This window comes from Streptomyces sp. NPDC030143, from assembly GCF_055573695.1.
The window spans coordinates 1-19,583 of record NZ_JBVIAY010000018.1 but is presented as its reverse complement, the minus strand read 5'-3'; the positions used below and the strand labels follow the sequence as shown (position 1 = coordinate 19,583).

Sequence of the window (19,583 nt, the reverse complement as noted above, 5' to 3'; positions counted from 1 at the left end):
GGTCAGGGCCGCCGCCTCCACCACGCTGCCGATGAAGTCCAGCCGCATCCCGGTGTAATGATTCCCGGCCGGCGGGAAGACCAGACCGATCGTGCTCGTCCGGCCCTTGGCGAGAGCGCGTGCGCTCGCAACTGCGGCTCGACCCGATCACCAACGCGACGGGGCGCAGCGACGCCACCTTCCGCGTGACGAGCTGACCGCACGACAGGATGCCGGCGCCCTCACGGCGACGTGCCACGGCCCGTCTCCGAAGAGGCGCCGGCATCCCCGGCGAGCCGCCCCGTCGCACGCGGGTGACTCATGACCGGCGCAGGGCGACCACGGACGTGAGGCTGCACAGCCCTTATCCCGAGTGTGCTTGCGGTGTCAGTCGCTCAGTGCCGCTCGCAGGGTGGCGGCCATCAGCTCGATGGCTTCCTTCCCCGCCGGCACCGGTCCGGTGTGGGTGAAGTAGTGGTCGACGCCCGCGAAGTCGCGGTGTGTGACCGGAACGCCGGCGGCCTCCAGGGCCTTGGCGTAGGCGGTGCCCTCGTCTCGCAGTCGGTCGTTCTCGGCGGTGATGACGAGCGCGGGAGGCAGTCCGGCGAGGTCGTCCGCCAGCGCCGGCGAGACGAGGGGCTGGGAACGGTCGTCGGCCACCGGAACGTAGGCGGCCGTGAAGATCCGCATGAGCTGGGGGGTGAGCAGCGGCTTGGCGAGGGGGGACGGTTTCGTCGCGGGGTCGGCGAGCTGGTCGAGCGGCGCCGAGTCGAGGATCTGCAGCCGGGGCGAGAACGTGCCCCGCTCCCGGGCGGTGCGGCAGACCGCGGCGGTCAGATTGGCCCCGGCGCTGTGTCCGCCCACGGCGAGTCGCGAGCCGTCCCAGTTGTTCGCCGGGCCGTTCCGGGCGACCCACGCGGTGACGTCGTACGCCTGGACGACGGGCACAGGGAACTGCCGCTGCGGCGCCACGGCGTAGTCCACGTTGACGACGACGCAGCCGGCCGTGGCGGCTATGTAGCGGCAGATGTGGTCGTCCTGCTCGGGGCGGGCGACGACGAATCCGCCGCCGTGGAAGTTGACGTACACGGGGGCGGGCGACGCGACGGTGGTCGGCGGGCGGTAGACGGTACAGGCCACGGGGCCGGCGCCGGTCTCCACCCGAAGGGATTCGGTGCGCTTCGGGAACTCGGTGAACCGCAGGTCCTTGTGCACGCGGGCCATCGTGCGGCCGAGCAGCAGCTGGACGGCTCTGGCCTGGATTCTGGGGCTGAAGGGCATGGCTGCGTCCCCTGTCGCTACAAAGTTAAAGTATCAGGATTCCTGATAATGCTCGTTGATTCGGCAGTGCGCAATGGGGAGACGCCGTCGGGCCGCGGCGTGAGGGCGGATCCGGCTCGCGAGCCGACACCGCAGTAGGGCGCTCGCGGTGACCGGCCAGGGGGATGCGACGCTCGGCCGGTGGTCACAGGGCCGCGTTTGCTGCGCGTCGCGGGCCTGATGGATGACCCTGGTCCGAACGAACGCCGGTCGGCCACCGACCCACGCCACGCCCGCCGCCCCGGCGGAGTTTCCGCTTGCGGACCGGTGCGGCGGCAAGATCCGTCTACCTGGGCGTCATCCGCCACCAGAGCCTGCTGAGCCTCAGCCTCGGTGCCGACGGCATCGTCCACCTCGGCGGCGACACGCGGGGCGGCGGCACCGGCACGCCCACCCGCACCGCCGCCGGCGTCGCCGCGTTCGACCTGACCACGCGCACCGTGAAGTGGGAGGTCGCACCGATCGCGAGCCTGAACCGGCACGGCCACTCCCGGTCTTCCGGCTCCTCGAAGCGCGCGCTTCGCCTCCTGACGCGCCGGGCCCGTGCACCCCCGGTGCGTCACCGTGGGGCCCGCTGACAAGGGCCGGGCTCAGTACCAGTACAACCCCCGCCGTACCACGTCGGGCTTGTTGGTGATGATGCCGTTGACCCCGTACCCGCGCATGGTCCGCGCGGTGGCCGCGTCGTCGACCGTCCAGACGTAGACCTCGAGGGGCTTGCCGTGCGGACCGGTGATGCTGTGCACCGCCGTGACGTAACTCCGGGACACCGAGCCGTACGAGGGGTTGATGAGATCGGCGAATCGAGCGTACGTCGGCAGTTCCTCGACCGCCGGGGTACCCAGCAGCCCGGTCCGGATCGCCGGCTTCAGGTCGTGGACGATCCGCAGGCTGTCGGCGCTGAAGTTCTGCACGACGAGCCGGCCGGCCAGGTGCTGCGCGTCGAGCCAGCCCTCGTTGCCGAGCACCTTGAGGGTCTGCTGCTCGATCCCCGGATACAGTTGCGGGTTCTTGATCTCCAGGAGCAGCTTCTGGTGGTTGTGCTCGACCCGGTTCAGATACTGCTTCAGCGTCGGCACGCGCGCGCCCGTGTACGCGCTGCCGAACCAACTGCCCGCGTCGAGACGGGCGATCTCCGCGGCGGTGAAGTCCCTCACGTTCCACGGAGCCCGGTTGGGAAAGACCTGCTCGACGTTGGTCGTGCGGGTGAGGGTACCGTCGTGGATCACCACGAGTTCGCCGTCCTTGGTGCGCTGGACGTCGTTCTCCACCCAGTTGAAGCCCAGGGCGGCCGCCTTGTCGATGGCGGCCAGCGTGTTCTCGGGGGCCTTGGCGGAGGCTCCGCGGTGGGCGATGACCGCGGGCACGGTACGGGCGGCCGAAGGCACGGCGCGGGTGGCCGCCTGGGCCTCCTGCACGGGCAGAAGAAGCGTGAGGGCGGTGCCGCCCAAGAGCGCGGTGGCGGCGGCTGCGCGCGCGTGCATGCGTACTCCTCGCATCAGGTGATCGGGTGCAGGTCGACTGACTGCAGGGATCATGATGGCGGAGATACGGGCTGGCCGAGGGCCGAAAGGGCGTTACCGGGCGTCCTCGGCTCCCGTGCCGAGGTGGAGGGAGGCGGCCGGTGCCGCCCGAACCGCTTCCTCACCCTCCGTTCCGGGCCCGCGCGGCCGGCCGGCACGGGAGGCCGGCAGGCCGGGCACCGGCAAGGTCATCCGATGGACGCCAGGAGTTCGCGCTCCGTGTCCGGGGTGAGCCCCGCGCGGCGGGGCCGGTGGAGTCCCTGTTCGCGTTCCCAGCGCAGTGTGTCGGCAAGGAGGTCGGTGCGGGAGCGGTGGCGCAGGCCCGCGGCGACGGCGGCGGATCCGTCGCGTGCCGCCCAGCCCTCCCAGCCCGGTTCGACCACCCACATGGGCAGCGAGTCGGGGCCCATGTACTGAGCGACGCCGCGTGCGAGGAGATGTTCGGACGCCACCGTGACGACCGGTCCGGTGTGTCCGCCGACGGCACGGGACAGCTCGATCCACTCGGCGAAGGGCACCGTCGGGCCGACGGCGTTGTACGTGCCGGTGGTTCGGTGTTCCGCGGCGTCGAGGAGCCAGGCCACCAGGTCGCGTACGTCGACGGTCTGCGTCGGGGCGGTCGGGGTGTCGGGGACGAGCAGCGGTTCCCGGGGGGAACGGGCGGCGCGGGCGACCCAGTAGCCGGAGCGGTCGCTGTGGTCGCCGGGCCCACCGATGAGTCCGGCCCGTGCGATCAGCAGGCGGTCGGCCAGGGCCGTCCGGGTGAGCGTCTCGCAGGCGGACTTGGCCTCGCCGTACCGGTCACGGTCCACCTCCTCGTGGTCGGTGGCGGGCAGCAGGGCGGCGGACTCGTCCGCGCCGGGCTCGCCGTGGGAGGCGTAGGCGCTGACCGAGGAGACGTAGGTCCAGTGGCGTGCCCGCGCGCCCAGGGCCGCAACGGCGCTGCGGACGAAACCGGGTTGCCAGGACACCTCCAGCACGGCGTCCCAGTCCCGGCCGGGCAGGACCGCGTACGCGCCGGGGTCGCGCCGGTCCGCCGTCACGAGGCGGGCGCCGTCCGCCACGGGTCCGCTGTCGCCACGCGCCAGGCAGGTCACGCGGTGGCCGCGGTCGAGTGCCTGCCGGGACACTTCACGCCCCAGCCAGGCCGTGCCGCCCAGCACCAGGATCTCCATGCGTTCCATGACGCAACTCAACCAGCCCGTCCCGATCACACGAACGGAATTCTGCCGTGGGCAGAGCCCGTCATGTGCCCCCGCTTCCACCGGTGTTCGGCAGCGCGCAGGCCGGCCCTCGCCCCACGGCTCGAAGCCCGGACAGAGGGTCAGGGAGCCTCGGCAGGGCCCGCGGAAGACCTTGACAGCTGGTCCGGAGCTCCCCGTCCTCCCCCGGCGGAACGAGTGGATGGGCTCGGACCCGACGCGGACCACGCCGGCCGGGCTGTTCCGGCACCGGCGGCGGGCGAGCGCAGCCGACCGCATCGAGGCCTGGCCCGCACGGTGCGGACACGGTCCTACCCCGTGCCGAGCGACGGCGCCGGCGGCGGGACCTGTCGGCACGCGCGCGCCACGCCGTCAGCCGGCGTACGTCCCTTCCACCACGTAGCCGCGCCGCTTGTCCACGACGTTGTTCAGCGGACGGCCCTCGATGTGCCGGGTGAGGTTGTCGAGGAACACCTCGATGAGGGCCTCCCGCTCGCCGGTGGTCTCGCCGGCTGTGTGCGGGGAGATCGTCACGCCGGGCATGTCCCACAGGGGTGAGGTTCTGCCGGGCAGTTCACCGGGGCACGGCGGGCCGGTGAAGCCGCGGGGGGGGTCAGGCGGCGACTGCGGCCGGAGCGAGGAAGTCGACGGGATGTTCCGTGGCGCCGTCGAGAGCCAGGTCGGCGGCGATCTCTCCCATGGCGGGCGAGAGCTTGAAGCCGCTGCCGGAGAATCCGGCCATGACGATGATGTCGTCCTCTCCGGGGAGATGACCGACGAGCGGATTCCCGGACTCCGTGTAGCCCTCCATGTAGACCGACAGCCTGATCGGGTCGGGGTTCAGGTCGGGCATGAGTTCACGGATGAGGTCGCGGAAGGTGGCGAGTTCGCCGGGGCGGACCGTGCGGTCGAGCCGTTCGGGGTCGGGTACCGGCAGATAGCGTGCGAAGGAGAGGCCCAGCTTGACGGAGATGCCGTCGGGTGAGGGAAGCCCGTAGCAGTCGTGCGGTGTGCTGCGGACGAAGGGGGGCGCGCCACCGGCGAACCAGTCGTGGCGGGTGGGGATGTGCCAGGAGCTGATCAGCCGGCGTATGTCCACGGTTCGTGGGAGGTCCGGGAGCAGGGTGTTGATCCAGGGGCCCGCGGTCACCACGGCGGTGTCCACGTGGTCCGTTCCGTGGTCGGTGACGATGTGCACTCCGCCGCCCGCAGCGGGGGCGATCTCCCGCACCGGGGTGTAGCGGTTCAACCGGGCGCCCAGTTGCTCGGCGCGCGCGGCGGCGGCCTGGATGGACGCCTCGGGCCTGATGACGGCTCCCGTGCGGTCGAGCACGGCGGTGTGTCCGGCCGGGAGGCGGTGCTGGGGGTAGCGGCGGGCGAGTTCCGCCTCGTCCAGGACCTCGTGATCCAGCCGATGGGTGGTGCTGGACGAGAGGAGCAGGCGCATGGACGGTGACGAGGTCTCTCCCATCACCAGGCATCCGCTGCGGCGTCGCAGTGGAAGGCCGGTCTCGCGCTGGAGACGGGTCCACATCCGGTCCGCGAGCCGCAGCAGCGGAATGTACCCGGGGTCACCGAGGTGCACGGCGCGGAAGATACGGCTCTCACCCCCGGCAGCGCCGCGGTCGTGACCCGGCGCGTACCGGTCGTAGCCGATGACCTCGGCTCCGCGGGCGGCCAGTCGCCACATGGCCTGGCTGCCCATGCTGCCGGCACCGATCACGGCGACGCGCTTCCGGGTGCGCATGAGTCGCTCCTTTCGCCGAGTGTGGCCTGGATGGAAGTCGTGGCCCTCGGCACCGTGGGGACACGGTGCGGACCCTTGCGGTTCGCGTTCCACCGGGGATGGCGTTCACTTTCGACCCGGGCTAACACACAGGTCAACCCACACTGTGTTCCACCTTGCGCCCTTCTCGAGACGGTCTGTCACAGCGGAGGGAGGTCCTTCGGAAAGTGCACCGACCCCTCTTGTCACGGCGATGGGCCGGTGCGAAGGTGACCCCGATCCCCCGGACGAAAGCACCTCCTATGCCGGCCAGACGTCCCGCACCCGGACACTTCCTCACCATCGCGGAGGTTCTCAGCCTGCCCGTGCTCGTCGAAGGGCTGCCGCGCGTCCTCGCCGGTCAGTCCCAGCTGAACCGCGCGGTGCGGTGGGTCCACGTCACCGAGCTCCTCAATCCCGCCGACTTCCTCGAGGGCGGCGAGCTCGTCCTGACCACCGGCATGCCGTACCCCGAGGACGCCTCGAAGCTGCGTGACTACGTCGACCAGCTCGCCGACGTCGGCGCGGCCGGGCTGATCGTGGAGCTCGGTCACCGCTACGGGAAGGTGCCCGACGAGCTGGTGTCGGCCTGCCGCGCACGCGAGGTGCCGCTGGTGGAGCTCGCCCGCGGCGTCCGGTTCATCGACGTCACACAGACGGTGCACGCCCTCATCCTTGACGCGCAGGGTGCCCTGCTGCGGCGCGGCATGGACGTCCAGGACATCTTCACCGGCCTGACGCTGCGGGGTGCGACCCCCAAGGAGCTGGTGCACACCACCGCGGAGCTCACCGGCGCACCCGTGGTGCTGGAGGACCTCAATCATCGCGTCCTGATGTGCGAACTGCTCGGCCGGCCGTACGAGCCGGTGGTGTCGGCCTGGTCCCGGCGTTCCCGGGCCGCTGCGACCCCGGAGAAGATCACGCCGAGCGGTCCGGAGGGGTGGTTGATCGCCCCGGTGCAGGACCACCACGGGCCGTGGGGACGGCTGATCCTGCTGGACAGCCGGCTGAACGCGGAGCCCGACCCGGAACACGTCCTGGTCCTGGAGCGGGCGGCTGTCGCGCTGACCATGGCACGCCTGGCCGGGCCGGCCTGGTGGGAGCGCCGGGCCCACCGCTCCGTGCTGCGGGACCTGTGCGAGCGGCGTTTCCGCTCCCCCGCGGACGCGCGCGCCCGCGCCGAGGCACTGGGGCTGCCGGCCTTCGGACACCGCCTCTTCGCCGTGGCCATCCACCACACGCACACCGGCACCGAGGGCGAGCACCTCGACGAACGGATCGCGAAGGCCCTGACACAGACCGGCATACGCGCCCTGGTCGGCCAGACGTCCCCGGGACGCATCGGCGTACTCCTCGCCCTGGCACAGGCCAGCGCCTGGCAGCCGGTCGCCGAACGCATCGGCCGTCTCGCCCGCGAGGAGCTCGGCCCGCAGGCCGTGGTGGCCGTCGGCCCCGGTGTGACCGATCTGTCCGGAATCGCCCGGTCGTGGCAGGAGGCCGAGCAGACGGCCGAAGCCATCACCCCGGCCTCCCCCGACCGATGGTTCTACGTCCCCGCAGACGTCGAGCTGCCCGAGCTGCTGGGGGTGCTACGGCAGGACACCCGCCTTCAGCAGTTCGCGGAGCGCCGGCTCACCCGCCTCGTCGAGCACGACGACCGCAACAACGGCGACCTTCTGCCCGCCCTGCGCGCCTACCTGACGGCCGCCGGGAACAAATCCGTCGCGGCGAAACTGGCCGGTATGTCCCGGCAGGCCTACTACCAGCGCCTCCACACCATCGAGCGGCTCCTGGGATGCGATTTGGAATCGGGCCTGCAGCGCACATCCCTGCACGTCGCGGTGCTCGTCCTGGACACACGAGGGACAGCGCTCTCCGAGACGTAGTGGGGCCGCGGGGCGAGCCGGGGTGTTCCCCCACGCGGGGCCGGGGGCATCCGGTCCGGACAGGGTTCTCGATGAGCCCATCGGCGCCGACGGCACGCGCGGCTCGACGCCCTCGGCAAGCGCGGTGGGACGGCCGTCGGGCCGCCGTGGGGCGGCCCCGCGGTGGTTCGACCGGTTCCGGGCGCCGGCCGTCCCGCGCCTGCGCGGGGCGATGGCCCTGGTCACGGTCGGTAGGCGCCACGGTTGTGGTACGTGACCTTCCCGGCGGGAAGCTTGCTGGGGGCGAAGAGCTGGTCGACGGTCACGAAGCGGAAGCCGCGTGTCTGGAGGGCTCTCACGATGCCTGGCACCGCGTCGACCGTCGTCCTGTGAATGTCGTGCAGAAGGACGACGTCCCCGGGCTTGGTCTGCGTGTTGACGGTCCTGACGATCCGGGCGGCGTCACGGTACTTCCAGTCGAGGGTGTCGACGCTCCAGTGCACCAGCGGCCGGCCGGCGGCCGAGCGGACACTCGCGTTGTGGGCGCCGTAGGGGGCGCGGAAGGTCGTGGGCTTCGTGCCGGTCGCCTGCTTGATGGCCGTGTCCGTGCGGGACAGCTGCGATGCGATTTTCGCCGGGCTGAGCGTCGTGAGGTTGGCGTGGTCCCAGCTGTGGTTGCCTATCCGGTGGCCGGCGAGCGCCGCGGCACGCACCGTCGACGGGTTCTTCTGGACGTTCTTGCCGACCAGGTAGAAGGTCACCTTGACGTTCCGTTCCTCAAGGATGCGCAGCAGCCGCTGGGTGTCGGCGACCGGCCCGTCGTCGAAGGTGAGGGCGACGCACTTCACCTTGCGGCAGTCGACGGACAAGGGCGTGGCGGCGGAGGCGGACGTGGTGGTGCCGGCCAGCGTGCTGCCGCAAAGGGCCGCGATGACGGTCGAGGTGACGAGGCGTCGGTGCATCGGATCCTCCAAGGGCAGCGGACTCCCTTGTAAGACCGACTCGAAGTGCGCGGGGATGCCCACGCGTTGAGTGAGTTCCCCTACGGCTTTCGGAGGATCCCGAGCTCCCCGGGCCGCAGCGGTGCGCCGAGCCCTCCGACGACGTCGACCCGGGGCCGGGCCGCTCGTGGAGACCTCCGAGACGCCGGCACCCTGCCGGGCCGCTCGTGGAGATCTCCGAGAGGCCGGCACCGCGTCAGACCGCTCGTGGGACCGTCAGACGGTCGTCGCCGGTCTCCCGCCACCGAGCCTCCGATGGCTCACCGACCGCCTCCCTCGTGCCGTTCGCCCGCCCCCGCCCCGGGCCGTGAGACTGCTGCCCGTCCCCGCACACTTGCGTCCGGAGATCGGTGCCCCACTCCAGATGCCGGATCAGTTCCTCGTCCCTGTTCGGTGGCGCCTGCGATGACCGGTACGTGCCCCACGCCTGATGCCCCCTCCGTTCACGCGAGCCGGCAGGCTGCGCCGGTACTCGGTCGCACGCACCGGCGGGGGTGGGGAGTTCACGGACGGCTCCGCACCGCAGGGGGTCTGGGAGGGTCCGGACGGAACCGTACGGCGCGGGGACGGGAGCCCTGGGGCTGATCCCGTACGGCGGGTGCTGGGCCGCACCGATCAGTCTCCATCGGCGAGTCGCCCCCCGGTCAGCCCTCGGAGGACGGTGATCTCGCCGTACGGTCCCCCTGTCGCATCGCGGCTTCAGGCCGCCGAGGCACCGTGTACCGACTCCAGGAACGAGGTCAGCTCGGCGTTGAAGCGGTCCGGGTTCTCCATGTTCGGGTAGTGCGCGGCGTCCGGGATCGGGACCGTGCGGCCACCGGGGACGAGCCTGATCAGGCGGTCGGCCATGAGCAGGTGGTCCGGTGCGTCCAGGGCCCCGTTGATCGCACAGACGGGGACGGTGATGCCGGTCGCGCGCTCCCAGGTGGCCGTGACCGGCACCCGGTGGTCGGGTTCGCCGGCCGTGTGCTTGCCGAGGGTGCCGAGGGCCATCTCCCGTACCCGCCGGACCACGTCAGGATCGACGGCGGCCAGGTCGCGGTGCGGGCCCACGGTGAGACGCATGAACGCGTCGACCCAGCCGGCCACGTCCCCCCGGGCCAACGCCTGTTCCTGGGCGGCGAACACGTCCAGCTCCCAGGGATCCCGGAAGACGGGCTCGCTGGTGCCGACGCCGCTGACGACGACCGCACGGACCAGTTCCGGGTGTTCCAGCACGCAGTCGACCGCCGTGGCCCCACCCATCGACACGCCCACGAGCACGGCCGGCGCGGCGTCCAGGCCCCGCAGCAGCGCCGCCACGTCGTCAGCGGGCCGGAAGGGGCCGGTCGCGTTGGCGGAGCGGCCGTGCCCACGGGCATCGAACGCGATGACCCGGTGGCGTGGCGCGAAGGCCTCGATCTGCTCCTCCCACATGCGGTGGTCGAGGAAGCCGCCGTGGAGGAACACCAGGGGCGGCCCGGAGCCGGCCTCACGGTAGGCGAGATGGCCGTCGGCGGTCCGGAGCAGGCGGGTCGGCGTGGCGGTGGGCTCCATCTTCATGACAACCAAGGTGTCATGAAGTCCAGGTATTGGCAACCAAGGTGTCATCCTGATGGCATGACGAAGGAACGCACCCCGGCCCTCGCCGCGACCTCCCCGGACGAGCTGGCCGAACACCTCACCGAGGTCTTCGACCTGGTCGGCCCCCTCTATCGGCGGGTCCACCGCAAGGTGGAGGAGGCGGCACCGATCGAGGGCCTGTCGGTCGGGGTGCGCGCGGTGCTCGATCTCCTGCGTACCCGGGGGCCGATGACAGTGCCGCAGATGGGGCGGGCGCAGGCGCTCAGCCGGCAGTTCGTGCAGCGCATGGTGAATGACGCGGCACGCCACGGCCTCGTGGAAAGCACCGCCAATCCCGCGCACCGCCGGTCGCCGCTCATCCGGCTCACCGAGCCGGGCCGGGCCGCGATCGGCGCGGTACGGGCCCGCGAACACGCGCTGCTGCGTCGCGTGGACGGTGATCTCACCGTGGCGGACATCGACGCGTGTCTGCGCGTTCTCGGCGCGATGCACGCACTGTTCGACGACGCGGACACGGACGCGGACACGGACTGAACAGCCGCACACGGTTACGGCGGGCACGGGGCCGTTCGCCATGCGCCTCCCCGTGGGCCCGCGCCGTGGTCGAATGCGCGGATGGGGGAACCCGGCTCGTCGCAGGGAAGGAAGGGAAGGAGTCGACATGACCAGCCCCCACGACGACAACCCGTCCCACCCGTCGGAGCACGTCACCGGAGAGAAGGACACGCCCCCCGAGGGGGCAGGAACGCGACGCCGCGAGCCGACGGCACCCGACGGTGACGGCAGGAGCGACGAGGGTGGAGGACACTCCGAGGCTTCCGCCGGGCACGGCTCCTCACTCAGCCCCGCCGACTCCATAGCCGATCAGGACGCAGCCACGCTCGGTGGCCGCGGCAGCGTCCTGGTGAGGCAGCGCCGCGACCACGCCGCACTCGACGCGATGATGAACCGTTACCGTGCGGGCGGCATGAGCGACACGGAGCGCGACCGTCTGTGGCTGGACATCGTGCACCTGGTGTTCCGCCACGCCTTCGCCGAGGAGACCGTCCTGTGGCCCCTGCTGCGGCGCGTCCACCCCGGCGGTGAGGACCTCACCGCGCGGGTGGAGCAGGAACACCAGGCGATCAGCGACCTCGTCGCGCAGGTCGGGCGGGCGCCCGGCGATCCCCTGCGGGACGAATGGATCCAGCAGGCGTTCGCCCTGATCACGCAGGACATCCGCGACGAGGAAGACCACCTGCTGCCCCGTCTGAGGAGTGCGCTCGACGACCGTCGGCTGCGGCGGACGGGCGCCGTCTGGGAGATGGTGCGGGCCGCCGCGCCCACTCACCCGCACCCGGCCGTGTCGCGGCGTCCGCCCGGCAACGCGCTGAGCGGCGTCCCTCTCGGTGCGGCCGACCGACTGCGCGATCTCGCTACCGGGAGCAGCCCGGGTGCTCGCCGCGTGACCCTGGGCGTCGCAGGAGTCGCCACGGCCGCGGGCACCGTCCGGCTGACCCGCCGTGCCAACGGCAGGCGTCACCACACTCGACACGCGTGAACGCTCCCACCTGGCGACGAGCAGTGGGCACGCCACGGCACGCCGCCTCGGCCGCGGACATCGGTGCCAGGCAGGTCATGAGCTGCCTCGCACGCGCCGACCGACTGAACACCCCGGCCGCGGGGTACCCGGCCGACCGACCGGAGGGACGGCTCACCGGCGCAGACCCGCGGTCGACGGCGGGCAGCCCTACCTCGAGAAGCCCGGGGCGTTCCTGTCCCGCCCTCTTCTCACGCCACTGCCGGGCCGTCCCGGGACGGCACGACAGCGCCCACCACGGAGGCACCCATGAGTGAACAGACCCCGTCCCAGGCCGAGGGCGAGCCGCAGCCGGACAACGGGGGCGACGAGACGGAGACGTCCGGCCGTCGTGACGTGCCGCGCACGACTCCGTCGCAGGCGGAGGGCGACGACCCGGACGCCCGGGACTCCCAGGAGGAGCACCGGAACGAGCAGGGGCAGAGCGGGGGGCCCGGTTCGTGAGCCGCCTCGCGCCGCCGCGTCACGGCACCCGGTCCGCCGACGGGGAGCGTCGGCCCCGCAAGGCGGCCACCTCCTGGGAGGCCACGTCCGAAGCCGCCTTCCGGCTGCTGGGCCGGCTGCGCCGGGCCCCTGCACTGCATCCGCACGGCGTGACCTGCGCGGCCGAGCTGGAGGTCGTGGCCGGCGCAGGCCCGCCCTGGCGTGTGGCATGGCTGGACACTCCCGGGCGGTACGACGCCACGGTGCGCCTGTCACGCGCGGCCGGGTTGCCCAGGCGCCTGCCCGACGGGCTGGGCCTGGCCATCCGCGTGGAGCACGCCGACGGCCCCGGCCGACCCCTCGACCTGCTCCTCACGAGCAGCGGCCGCAGCCGCCTCACCCGGCATCTGCCCCTGCCCCGGGCCGACGCACTGGGCGGCCCCTACTCCACCCTGCTGTCCTACCGGGTCGGCGGCCGTCCCCGCCTCCTGGCCGCCCTTCCCCGCCCCTCCGCACAGGCACCGGTGCGCGGGGACCCGGCACGTCTGCGCGAGGCCCTCGTCACCGCCCCCCTCGTCTTCGACCTGTGCGCCGAGGCGCCGGGCCGAACCTGGCGCGCGTTCGCCGTGCTGACGGTACGCGCCCCCCTGCCCGTGCCGCAGGAGGTCGGCCTCGACTGCGACATCTACGGGCACAGCGTTCCCGGGCTCACTGCGGGAAGCACCCTGGCCGCGACGCGCCGCGGCGCCTATCGGGGCTCCCGCGCGGGCCACCACTGACGGTCCGTCGCGGTCAGGACTTCGGTACGCGCAGCGCCAGGAGGGCGACGTCGTCGTCGTTGCCGGCGGGGCGGACACGGCTCAGGAGCCGGTCGGTGAACGAGGAGAGGGGGCGATGGGCGAGGGCGGCGGCGTGTTGGCGCAGGTGGTTCAGGCCTTCGTCGAGGGTGTGGCCGGGTGCCTCGATGAGGCCGTCGGTGTACAGCACCAGGGTGGAGCCGGGCGGGAGCAGCGCCGTGGCGTCGGGACGTGGGAGGTCCGCTTGGGTGCCCAGGAGGATGCCGTGGCCGTCGGTGAGGAAGTCGGCCAGGCCGTCCCGGCTGATGAGCAGCGGTGGTGGGTGGCCGGCGTTGGTCCAGGACAGCTTCCAGTGACCGCCGTCGGCCGCCTCGATCCGGGCGAAGATCAGGGTGGCCATGGTGACGTCGGTGATGTGCTGGATCGCCCCGTCGAGCCGTTCGACGATCCGGCTGGGGGGCTCGTGCTGGAACCAGGCGTAGGCGCGGAGCATGTTGCGGACCTGCGCCATGCCGGCCGCCGCCTCCAGGTCGTGGCCGACGACGTCTCCGATGGCAAGGGCCGTGGACGCGTCCGACAGGGGGAAGGCGTCGTACCAGTCGCCGCCGACCTGGGAGGCGTCGGGTGCGGGCAGGTAGCGGGCGGTCATCTGCAGGCCCGGAACGCTCGGCATCTGGGGCAGCAGATGGTTCTGCATGGTCTCGGCCACCTTGCGCTGGCGCTGGTAGAGGCGGGCGTTGTCCAGGGCGAGACCGGCACGCCGTGCGATGTCCTCGAGAAGGGGCAGGTCGGCCGGGCGGAACGGCGTCGGGTCCTCGGCGCGGCCCACGGTCAGCGCGCCCAGGACCGCGCGCGTGCTGCGGATGGGTGCGATGGCAGCGGAGTGGATGCCCGTGGCGTCGAACAGGCGGCGCTGCTCGACGGCGATGCCGGAATCCGGTGTGCCCTGGTAGGTGCGCGGGCCGGCCAGGGTGGAGGCGACGCCGCGCAGGGCTCTGGACAGGGGCATCGGCGATTCCTCGGGGACCGGTGGCATCGGTCCCTCCAGGTCCTCGTGGTGCACGAGAGTGTCACCGTCGGCGTGGACCACGAGGGCACGCCACACCTCGTCGTGCTCCGTGATCAGGTCGACGACCGCCCAGTCCGCCAGCCGGGGCACGACCAGGGACACCAGTCGCCGCAGCGCCTCGTCGACGTCGAGGGTGGAGCTCAGCTGTGCGGTGGTCTCGGCCAGCAGAGCCAGCCGTTGCAGGTCGGACAGCGGCTGTGCCGTCGACTCCGGTCGCGGGCCGGTGCCCGGCGAGGGCTCGGGGGTGTGGAAGACCACGAGCGTGCCGACCGGACGGTCGTCGACGCTGCCGTACGGCGTGATCAGCCAGGAGACGGGCAGCAGGGTACCGTCCGCGCGCACGAAGTGGTCCTCGTCGGCCTGGGCCGTGCGTCCGGCGTGGAACGCCTGCCGCAGCGCGCACTGGCTTCTCGGCATCGGCCGGCCCTGCGGATCGCGGTGCAGCAGGTCGTGCGCGTCGTGACCGAGGAGGTCCGCGGCGGGCCGGGCCAGGAGACGCTCGGCGCGGGCGTTGACGGCGATGACGCAGCCCTTCTCGTCCACGAGGCAGGCGCCGGCCCCGATGGCCTCCAGCGCCCCGGTCAGCTCGGCGGAGGCTGTGGGCACGGTTGGCCCCTGGGCGGTCTCCGTCTGTTCCGGCCCCGTCATCCCGGCCTCCTCGCTGATCGGGCCGGTGCCCTGTCGGCCGCCCCTGTGCGTCGTCGTGTTCCGTCTCTCCTGCTTGCCTGTCTACCCCGTATGCCCCTGCGCGGGAGAATTGCACGTCGGCGGCTTCGATCCCCTCTCACCCGGGATCGACTTCTCGGCCCGCTTCACGGGCCCGCTCCGCCGCACCGGCCCGGTGGGCCCGGCCTGCGCCGCCTCGCCCCGCCGGACGTCCTCCTGCGCGACTTCTTGACGCTGAACCGTTTCATTGTTTCCCTCGTAAAGCTCATGGGAGCGCTCCCCGTCCACGTTGTGAAGGGATCCCCGTGCAGACCACCCCCCACCCCCTCGCGGCTGTCCGGCGCGGTCGCGCCCTTGCCGCCGTCCTCACGGCCGTCCTCTGCCTGGTGTCCTGGTCGGGCGGGGCCCCGGCGCAGGCGGCGCCCGGCGACGCCTCGACGTCCGCAGCCGCCGCCCCCGGGCAGCCCGGCGACCCCCACATCAAGTTCGTCGGCCGCTGGGACACCACGAGTTCCAGCACCGCCTACACCCCGTACTGGGCCGGCGCCTACTACCGGGTCGGCTTCACCGGCCGGACGGTCAAGCTCAAGCAGCGGAACACGATCGACCTGTGGGCGCGCATCGACAACGGGCCCGTGAGGTTCTACGACGACGTCAGGGGCACCGTGAACCTGACCCCGACGGCGCTGTCCTCCGGCAACCACACGCTCCAGGTCAACTACCAGGTGGTCGCCGGCTCCTACCGCGGTGACGCCGTGTTCCAGGGGCTGGTGCTGGACAGCGGCGCGACGACGTTCGCCCCACCGGCCCCCGGCAAACTGATCGAGTTCGTCGGCGACTCGATCACCGTCGGCACCACCAGCTCACAGAACGCCCGCACCGCCTACGGCTGGCTGATCGGCGAACGCCTGGGCACCGAACACACCCAGATCGCCCAGGGCGGCGCCTGCCTGGTCGCCGCGCCGGACGGATGCGTGAGCCTGGAGCGGCAGTTCACCAAGCTGAACCCGAACGCCCCGACACCCGACTGGAACTTCTCGCGCTACCAGGCCGACGCCGTCGTCATCAACCTCGGCACCAACGACGTCGGCCACGGGGTGAGTTCCGCCCAGTTCCAGACGGCCTACGGCAGCCTGCTGCGCAAGGTCCGGTCCGCGTACCCCAGGGCGTGGATCTTCGCGCTGGAGACCTTCCGCGGACGCTACGTCCCGCAGACCCAGGCGGCGGTGCAGGCGGCGGTGGCCGCCGGGGACTCCCGGGTCTCCTTCGTCGACACCACCGGCTGGCTGGGCTCAGGCCACCTCTCGGACTCGGTCCACCCGAACGACCAGGGCCACCGCGCCATCGCCGACCGACTCGCACCCGTCATCGCGGCGCGGATCGGCAGCTGACCCGGGAGGCGTGGCCGGGCGAACGCGGCCACGCCTCCACCGCCCCGGGCAGCTGAGCCGAGGACCGGCCGGCCGCGTCACCGCCGCCGGGGGAAGGCCCGCAGACGGCCCGCCCGACCGCCAGGCGCGCGGGAAGTCGACCAGTACGTGACGGACGGCCGGCTCCTCACGTGGGCCTGCCGGGGCAAGGTCGCCGTGGCGGCCGGGGTGCGCCGTGAGGGCGGGTGCTGACACACCGTCACCACGCAGGCGCGGGGGACCCCCATGCCCCGACGGTCGACCGGGGAGAGCCCGGCATCGTCAGCGCGGGAAGACTGCCGGAAGCAGGCAATGCGCTGCACGCGGCCCGCATGTGACGATGCCCGTGCCGACGGGGGACGGCAAGGAGAGGCGGTGTCCGCGGATGGCCTGGTTTCCGGGACTCGGCATTGCGGGGCAGCCCTCCTTGCCCTGTCGCTCGTCCTCGACGGCCCGCTCGAGACGCTGTTCGACGGTGTCGCCGTCCTGGACGGCGTCGTCGACGGGCTGCTGTCGCTGCCGGTGATCGCCGGGTTTCTGTCCATGCTCGGCTTCTCCGGGGCGATCGTCTTGGGGACCACCGGGCTGGGCGCGGCGGGAGCGGTGGTGGTCGGGGTGCCGGCCGGCATGCCGCGCACTTCGAGACGGGCTGCGTGGCGGCCGAGGCGGCACGCCGACCGCGTCTGGGCGTGCGAGCCCTGACGTACCGCCTCGAACGCATCCACACGCTCACCGGCACCAACCCGGCCGACCCCGTCCACCGCTGCACCCTGCGGACCGCCGCCATCGGCGCCCGGCTTCTCGGCTGGCCGGACAACGAGCTCTGAACGCACACCTTGCTTTATCGTCGCCATGACGATAATTTGTGGATCATGAACGATGTGCCTTCAGGACACGCGGCGCAGGCCTCACCGATGACGGACGAGGAACTGGCCCGGCGAGCGGCGGAAGTGGCCACGAGCCGGGTCTCCGCCGACACCCCCTTGTCGCAGGACCAGGGGTGGGATCTGGTCGGCCTGCAGTACGCCGGGTCGGCGCAGGGCGAGATGCACACCTGGGGCCGCGTCGGGGCCTGGGCCCGACAGCTGGCTCATGTGCTGGCGACCGCTGACGACTCCGAGGAGGGGCGCCGCCGCGTCGCCGCCGCGAGGAGCGAGGCGGTCTCGCGGATGCGCGACATGCTTCTCTCCGGCATCCGCTCGGCCGAACACCTCAACAAGACCTGGATCACCTCCACCGACCCCCGCGCCGAGCTGCGGGCCTTCATCGAGCGAAACCAGTAGGCCACCGGTCGGGGTACCTGCGCCGACCGACACCGCCGAGCATCTCAAGGGGTGGCCCATGGGCTACGACTGGAGCGTCGAGGGGACCGTCGAACTGTGCCCGCCGGTCCCGCTCGCACGCCTGCGGGACCTGATCGACCCGGAAGCGTTCCGGGGAGCATTCCGGGTCGCGCCGCACGGACTGGACGAGCCGGAGCTCGCCGAACAGGTCACCAGGGCTCGGTGGCTGCTCGTGCCGGACGTCGACGCGGGCACGGACGACCAGGGCCGTCCGCGCGCCGTCAAGTACCTCCGCGTCCGCGATCCCGGGATCGAGTCGGAGGCGGTCGACGAGCGACTGCGGGGCTTGTCGGCGTGCATGGGTGCGGACCACGTGTTCCACGGTCGCCTGCGCTACTGGGGCGACACGGGCGGTGAGGACGGCGAGATCGTGCCCCACGCGAACGGAAGATCGCCGGGGTGGCGCCAGATCGGCGGCCGGTACTGGTGATGACGCCCCGCGAGCGTGCGCGGTCCTGACGACCGGATCGGTGCCGGGCATCCGCGCGCCGCGGCGGCCGGCCGGCACGGCCGTCCGACGGTCCGCCGACCGGCCCGGCGGTGACCGCGCCGCCGCCACGCCTCGGTGGAGAGCCGTCCGGTGAACCGGGGGCTGTGCCTGCCGGGGCCGGAGGCCGACCCACCTGGGGATCTGCGCTCCTCTCAGGGGTCCTCGCACTGTGCCCGCCCGGGCCGCGCGGCCTGGTCAGGCGCTCATGGTGCAAGGACCCCTCAGAGCTCCGCAGCGGGGCGTTCGTCGTGGAGATGGGCCGTGGCGAAGCCGCGTTCCTCGGGGTGGCGGGCCACCCGGACCGTCACCCACGCGGTCCGGGCGTCCATCCCCTCACCGAAGTCGGCGGCCAGGCGCCGCGCCTGCCAGGTCGTCCGCGGCGCGAGCACCCACCGCACGAGCGGGAACCGGACCCGGCCGGGGCGGGCGGCCGTCCGGCCCGCCCTGTCAGGGGAGTGCCCCGGGGAGATGTTCTGATCGGCCACGACGGCGAGTCTGGCGACGGCCGTCTCCCCAGGGCGGCCATCGGCCCTCGGATCACCCGAACGGGAAGTGCGGCGTCACCGGTGTCGACGGCAAGCCGGGACGGGACGACACCGGCCCGCTCATGGGGAGGGCCGTCGGTCTGCGGGGCTCCGGGACGGCCCGGAGCAGTTCCCGGACATCCGGACCCCGAGGCATCAGCCGAAGGCGCTTCGCCGCGCCGAGGCGGGGCCGGACGATGCCTCGACCTGTGGCGGGTCGTCGGTCCCGGCGTCCGCTCCGTCCTGCGCGGACGGGCCGGCGCCTGGACCGTCGAGGCCGTCGTGCTCCCGGAACGCAACGACGTAGTAGTGCAGCTCCGCTGCCGTGACCGGTTGGCCGGTCGCCCCCGTGATGCCGTCCCGCTGAAAGACGTACCGAGCCAGGGCGGCCGCGTCCGGGTGGGAGCCGTACTCGGCGGCGTAGGCGCGCCAGGCGCTGTAGAAGTAGTCGCCCCCGGCAAGCCCGCCGCCCACCGGCAGCCCGTCGCCCCCAGGCACCCCGTCGTCCCCGGGCAGTCCGTCGTCCCCGTACGGGGCTTCTGCGGGAGCCGCTCCGGTCCCGGCCTCGCCCAGGCGCGTGCGGCGCTGCTTGAGTACCGCGAACAACGGCTCCAGTTGCTCGTCGGACAGGGGCAGGCCGGCGGCGGTGGAGATGCCGTACCGCTCCTGGAGCCAGCGCGCGAACTGCGCGTTGGTCGGCTCCTGGCCGAAGGCGGCGAGCCACGCCTGATAGGCGTCGGCGAGGTGCCTGACGTCCTCGTCGCCCACCCCGTCGTGGGCGCGGGGCGGGGCGGGGGCGGCGGCCGGTGTCTTCCGGAGCGGCGGCAGATCGGCACCCTCCGCCGGCGCCGGCTGCGGAACGGGGGCGGCGGTGGCTTCGAGCACGGTGTTCTGTCGCTGCGCGCTTCCGGTCCGCTCCGCGGCGAGCTGCGCGGGCGGCTCGTGGATGCCGGCGGCAGCGAGGCCGGCGGGGGCCGTCTCGGCCAGGGGCACGCCGTAGCGGGCGAGCCGCAGCGGCATCAGGGACTCCACCGGAGCCTTGCGCCGCCAGGCGCGGCCGAAGCG

The 19,583-nt window shown here is 72.7% G+C and carries 18 protein-coding genes and 4 pseudogenes; 11 read left to right on the top strand and 11 right to left on the bottom strand.

The genetic code is table 11. From position 1 onward, the window contains the following. Positions 1 to 6 precede the first annotated feature (6 nt). Positions 7 to 129 (bottom strand): annotated as a pseudogene (locus ACZ4YY_RS27235) (LacI family DNA-binding transcriptional regulator); the annotation flags it as partial. A 237-nt stretch (positions 130 to 366) separates the two neighbouring features. Further along, a complete protein-coding gene (locus ACZ4YY_RS27230; protein WP_468295567.1) occupies positions 367 to 1,260 on the bottom strand; it encodes an alpha/beta hydrolase in 894 nt (297 codons plus the stop codon). A 296-nt stretch (positions 1,261 to 1,556) separates the two neighbouring features. On the opposite strand from ACZ4YY_RS27230, the gene ACZ4YY_RS27225 reads away from it, so the two are divergent. Beyond that, positions 1,557 to 1,877, top strand: coding sequence for a hypothetical protein (locus tag ACZ4YY_RS27225; RefSeq protein WP_468295563.1), 321 nt, complete (start codon positions 1,557 to 1,559; stop codon positions 1,875 to 1,877). Between the two features lie 12 nt (positions 1,878 to 1,889). Here the strand turns inward: ACZ4YY_RS27225 and ACZ4YY_RS27220 are convergent, their stop codons facing one another. The 4 genes from ACZ4YY_RS27220 to solA all read right to left on the bottom strand — a co-directional run bounded on the left by ACZ4YY_RS27220 (position 1,890) and on the right by solA (position 5,771). Continuing rightward, complete coding sequence (locus ACZ4YY_RS27220; protein ID WP_468295560.1) at positions 1,890 to 2,783, bottom strand: glycerophosphodiester phosphodiesterase; 894 nt, start codon at positions 2,781 to 2,783, stop codon at positions 1,890 to 1,892. Between the two features lie 227 nt (positions 2,784 to 3,010). After that, the gene (locus tag ACZ4YY_RS27215) at positions 3,011 to 3,997 is read right to left on the bottom strand and encodes an NAD-dependent epimerase/dehydratase family protein (RefSeq protein WP_468295907.1); all 987 of its coding nucleotides are present in this window, start codon (positions 3,995 to 3,997) and stop codon (positions 3,011 to 3,013) included. Between the two features lie 399 nt (positions 3,998 to 4,396). Continuing rightward, complete coding sequence (locus ACZ4YY_RS27210; protein ID WP_468295557.1) at positions 4,397 to 4,567, bottom strand: hypothetical protein; 171 nt, start codon at positions 4,565 to 4,567, stop codon at positions 4,397 to 4,399. 70 nt (positions 4,568 to 4,637) lie between these two features. After that, positions 4,638 to 5,771: an N-methyl-L-tryptophan oxidase gene (gene solA / locus ACZ4YY_RS27205; RefSeq protein WP_468295554.1), complete on the bottom strand. Its 1,134-nt coding sequence runs from the start codon at positions 5,769 to 5,771 to the stop codon at positions 4,638 to 4,640. Between the two features lie 281 nt (positions 5,772 to 6,052). On the opposite strand from solA, the gene ACZ4YY_RS27200 reads away from it, so the two are divergent. After that, positions 6,053 to 7,675 carry a PucR family transcriptional regulator gene (locus tag ACZ4YY_RS27200; RefSeq protein ID WP_468295551.1) on the top strand — a complete coding sequence of 541 codons (1,623 nt, stop codon included), beginning with the start codon at positions 6,053 to 6,055 and terminating at the stop codon, positions 7,673 to 7,675. Between the two features lie 221 nt (positions 7,676 to 7,896). Here the strand turns inward: ACZ4YY_RS27200 and ACZ4YY_RS27195 are convergent, their stop codons facing one another. Together ACZ4YY_RS27195 and ACZ4YY_RS27190 are read right to left on the bottom strand one after the other, a co-directional pair. Beyond that, positions 7,897 to 8,616 carry a polysaccharide deacetylase family protein gene (locus ACZ4YY_RS27195; protein WP_468295547.1) on the bottom strand — a complete coding sequence of 240 codons (720 nt, stop codon included), beginning with the start codon at positions 8,614 to 8,616 and terminating at the stop codon, positions 7,897 to 7,899. A gap of 738 nt (positions 8,617 to 9,354) precedes the next feature. Next, the gene (locus ACZ4YY_RS27190) at positions 9,355 to 10,197 is read right to left on the bottom strand and encodes an alpha/beta fold hydrolase (RefSeq protein WP_468295544.1); all 843 of its coding nucleotides are present in this window, start codon (positions 10,195 to 10,197) and stop codon (positions 9,355 to 9,357) included. A gap of 57 nt (positions 10,198 to 10,254) precedes the next feature. Between ACZ4YY_RS27190 and ACZ4YY_RS27185 the strand changes: the two genes are divergently transcribed. The 4 genes from ACZ4YY_RS27185 to ACZ4YY_RS27170 all read left to right on the top strand — a co-directional run bounded on the left by ACZ4YY_RS27185 (position 10,255) and on the right by ACZ4YY_RS27170 (position 12,999). Then, positions 10,255 to 10,752, top strand: coding sequence for a MarR family winged helix-turn-helix transcriptional regulator (locus ACZ4YY_RS27185; RefSeq protein ID WP_468295542.1), 498 nt, complete (start codon positions 10,255 to 10,257; stop codon positions 10,750 to 10,752). 127 nt (positions 10,753 to 10,879) lie between these two features. After that, positions 10,880 to 11,758: a hemerythrin domain-containing protein gene (locus ACZ4YY_RS27180; protein ID WP_468295539.1), complete on the top strand. Its 879-nt coding sequence runs from the start codon at positions 10,880 to 10,882 to the stop codon at positions 11,756 to 11,758. A 288-nt stretch (positions 11,759 to 12,046) separates the two neighbouring features. Continuing rightward, a complete protein-coding gene (locus tag ACZ4YY_RS27175; RefSeq protein WP_468295536.1) occupies positions 12,047 to 12,241 on the top strand; it encodes a hypothetical protein in 195 nt (64 codons plus the stop codon). Further along, positions 12,238 to 12,999 carry a phosphodiesterase gene (locus ACZ4YY_RS27170; protein ID WP_468295533.1) on the top strand — a complete coding sequence of 254 codons (762 nt, stop codon included), beginning with the start codon at positions 12,238 to 12,240 and terminating at the stop codon, positions 12,997 to 12,999. Before ACZ4YY_RS27175 ends, ACZ4YY_RS27170 begins: the two co-directional genes overlap by 4 nt. Positions 13,000 to 13,012: 13 nt before the next feature. Here ACZ4YY_RS27170 and ACZ4YY_RS27165 read toward each other — a convergent pair whose 3' ends face one another. After that, a complete protein-coding gene (locus ACZ4YY_RS27165; protein WP_468295529.1) occupies positions 13,013 to 14,734 on the bottom strand; it encodes a PP2C family protein-serine/threonine phosphatase in 1,722 nt (573 codons plus the stop codon). A gap of 323 nt (positions 14,735 to 15,057) precedes the next feature. Between ACZ4YY_RS27165 and ACZ4YY_RS27160 the strand changes: the two genes are divergently transcribed. The 5 genes and pseudogenes from ACZ4YY_RS27160 (at position 15,058) to ACZ4YY_RS27140 (ending at position 17,934) form a co-directional block, all read left to right on the top strand. Next, positions 15,058 to 16,143 carry an SGNH/GDSL hydrolase family protein gene (locus ACZ4YY_RS27160; RefSeq protein WP_468295526.1) on the top strand — a complete coding sequence of 362 codons (1,086 nt, stop codon included), beginning with the start codon at positions 15,058 to 15,060 and terminating at the stop codon, positions 16,141 to 16,143. A 403-nt stretch (positions 16,144 to 16,546) separates the two neighbouring features. Beyond that, positions 16,547 to 16,791 (top strand): annotated as a pseudogene (locus ACZ4YY_RS27155) (hypothetical protein); the annotation flags it as partial. After that, a pseudogene (locus ACZ4YY_RS27150) lies at positions 16,731 to 16,988 on the top strand (helix-turn-helix domain-containing protein); the annotation flags it as partial. The pseudogenes ACZ4YY_RS27155 and ACZ4YY_RS27150, both read left to right, overlap by 61 nt. 45 nt (positions 16,989 to 17,033) lie before the next feature. Continuing rightward, positions 17,034 to 17,444: a hypothetical protein gene (locus ACZ4YY_RS27145; RefSeq protein ID WP_468295523.1), complete on the top strand. Its 411-nt coding sequence runs from the start codon at positions 17,034 to 17,036 to the stop codon at positions 17,442 to 17,444. A 58-nt stretch (positions 17,445 to 17,502) separates the two neighbouring features. Continuing rightward, on the top strand, positions 17,503 to 17,934 hold the full coding sequence (locus ACZ4YY_RS27140; protein WP_468295520.1) for a hypothetical protein: 432 nt from the start codon (positions 17,503 to 17,505) through the stop codon (positions 17,932 to 17,934). 281 nt (positions 17,935 to 18,215) lie between these two features. Here ACZ4YY_RS27140 and ACZ4YY_RS27135 read toward each other — a convergent pair whose 3' ends face one another. Together ACZ4YY_RS27135 and ACZ4YY_RS27130 are read right to left on the bottom strand one after the other, a co-directional pair. Beyond that, positions 18,216 to 18,479 carry a hypothetical protein gene (locus ACZ4YY_RS27135; RefSeq protein WP_468295517.1) on the bottom strand — a complete coding sequence of 88 codons (264 nt, stop codon included), beginning with the start codon at positions 18,477 to 18,479 and terminating at the stop codon, positions 18,216 to 18,218. Between the two features lie 195 nt (positions 18,480 to 18,674). Next, positions 18,675 to 19,583, bottom strand: a pseudogene (locus ACZ4YY_RS27130) (hypothetical protein); the annotation flags it as partial.

Coding starts and splice junctions, on each gene's coding strand:
- ACZ4YY_RS27230 (WP_468295567.1), bottom strand. CDS start 1,260: ATGCCCTTCAGCCCCAGAATCCAGGCCAGAGCCGTCCAGCTGCTGCTC.
- ACZ4YY_RS27220 (WP_468295560.1), bottom strand. CDS start 2,783: ATGCACGCGCGCGCAGCCGCCGCCACCGCGCTCTTGGGCGGCACCGCC.
- ACZ4YY_RS27215 (WP_468295907.1), bottom strand. CDS start 3,997: ATGGAGATCCTGGTGCTGGGCGGCACGGCCTGGCTGGGGCGTGAAGTG.
- ACZ4YY_RS27210 (WP_468295557.1), bottom strand. CDS start 4,567: ATGCCCGGCGTGACGATCTCCCCGCACACAGCCGGCGAGACCACCGGC.
- solA (WP_468295554.1), bottom strand. CDS start 5,771: ATGCGCACCCGGAAGCGCGTCGCCGTGATCGGTGCCGGCAGCATGGGC.
- ACZ4YY_RS27200 (WP_468295551.1), top strand. CDS start 6,053: ATGCCGGCCAGACGTCCCGCACCCGGACACTTCCTCACCATCGCGGAG.
- ACZ4YY_RS27195 (WP_468295547.1), bottom strand. CDS start 8,616: ATGCACCGACGCCTCGTCACCTCGACCGTCATCGCGGCCCTTTGCGGC.
- ACZ4YY_RS27190 (WP_468295544.1), bottom strand. CDS start 10,197: ATGAAGATGGAGCCCACCGCCACGCCGACCCGCCTGCTCCGGACCGCC.
- ACZ4YY_RS27185 (WP_468295542.1), top strand. CDS start 10,255: ATGACGAAGGAACGCACCCCGGCCCTCGCCGCGACCTCCCCGGACGAG.
- ACZ4YY_RS27180 (WP_468295539.1), top strand. CDS start 10,880: ATGACCAGCCCCCACGACGACAACCCGTCCCACCCGTCGGAGCACGTC.
- ACZ4YY_RS27175 (WP_468295536.1), top strand. CDS start 12,047: ATGAGTGAACAGACCCCGTCCCAGGCCGAGGGCGAGCCGCAGCCGGAC.
- ACZ4YY_RS27165 (WP_468295529.1), bottom strand. CDS start 14,734: ATGACGGGGCCGGAACAGACGGAGACCGCCCAGGGGCCAACCGTGCCC.
- ACZ4YY_RS27145 (WP_468295523.1), top strand. CDS start 17,034: ATGAACGATGTGCCTTCAGGACACGCGGCGCAGGCCTCACCGATGACG.
- ACZ4YY_RS27140 (WP_468295520.1), top strand. CDS start 17,503: ATGGGCTACGACTGGAGCGTCGAGGGGACCGTCGAACTGTGCCCGCCG.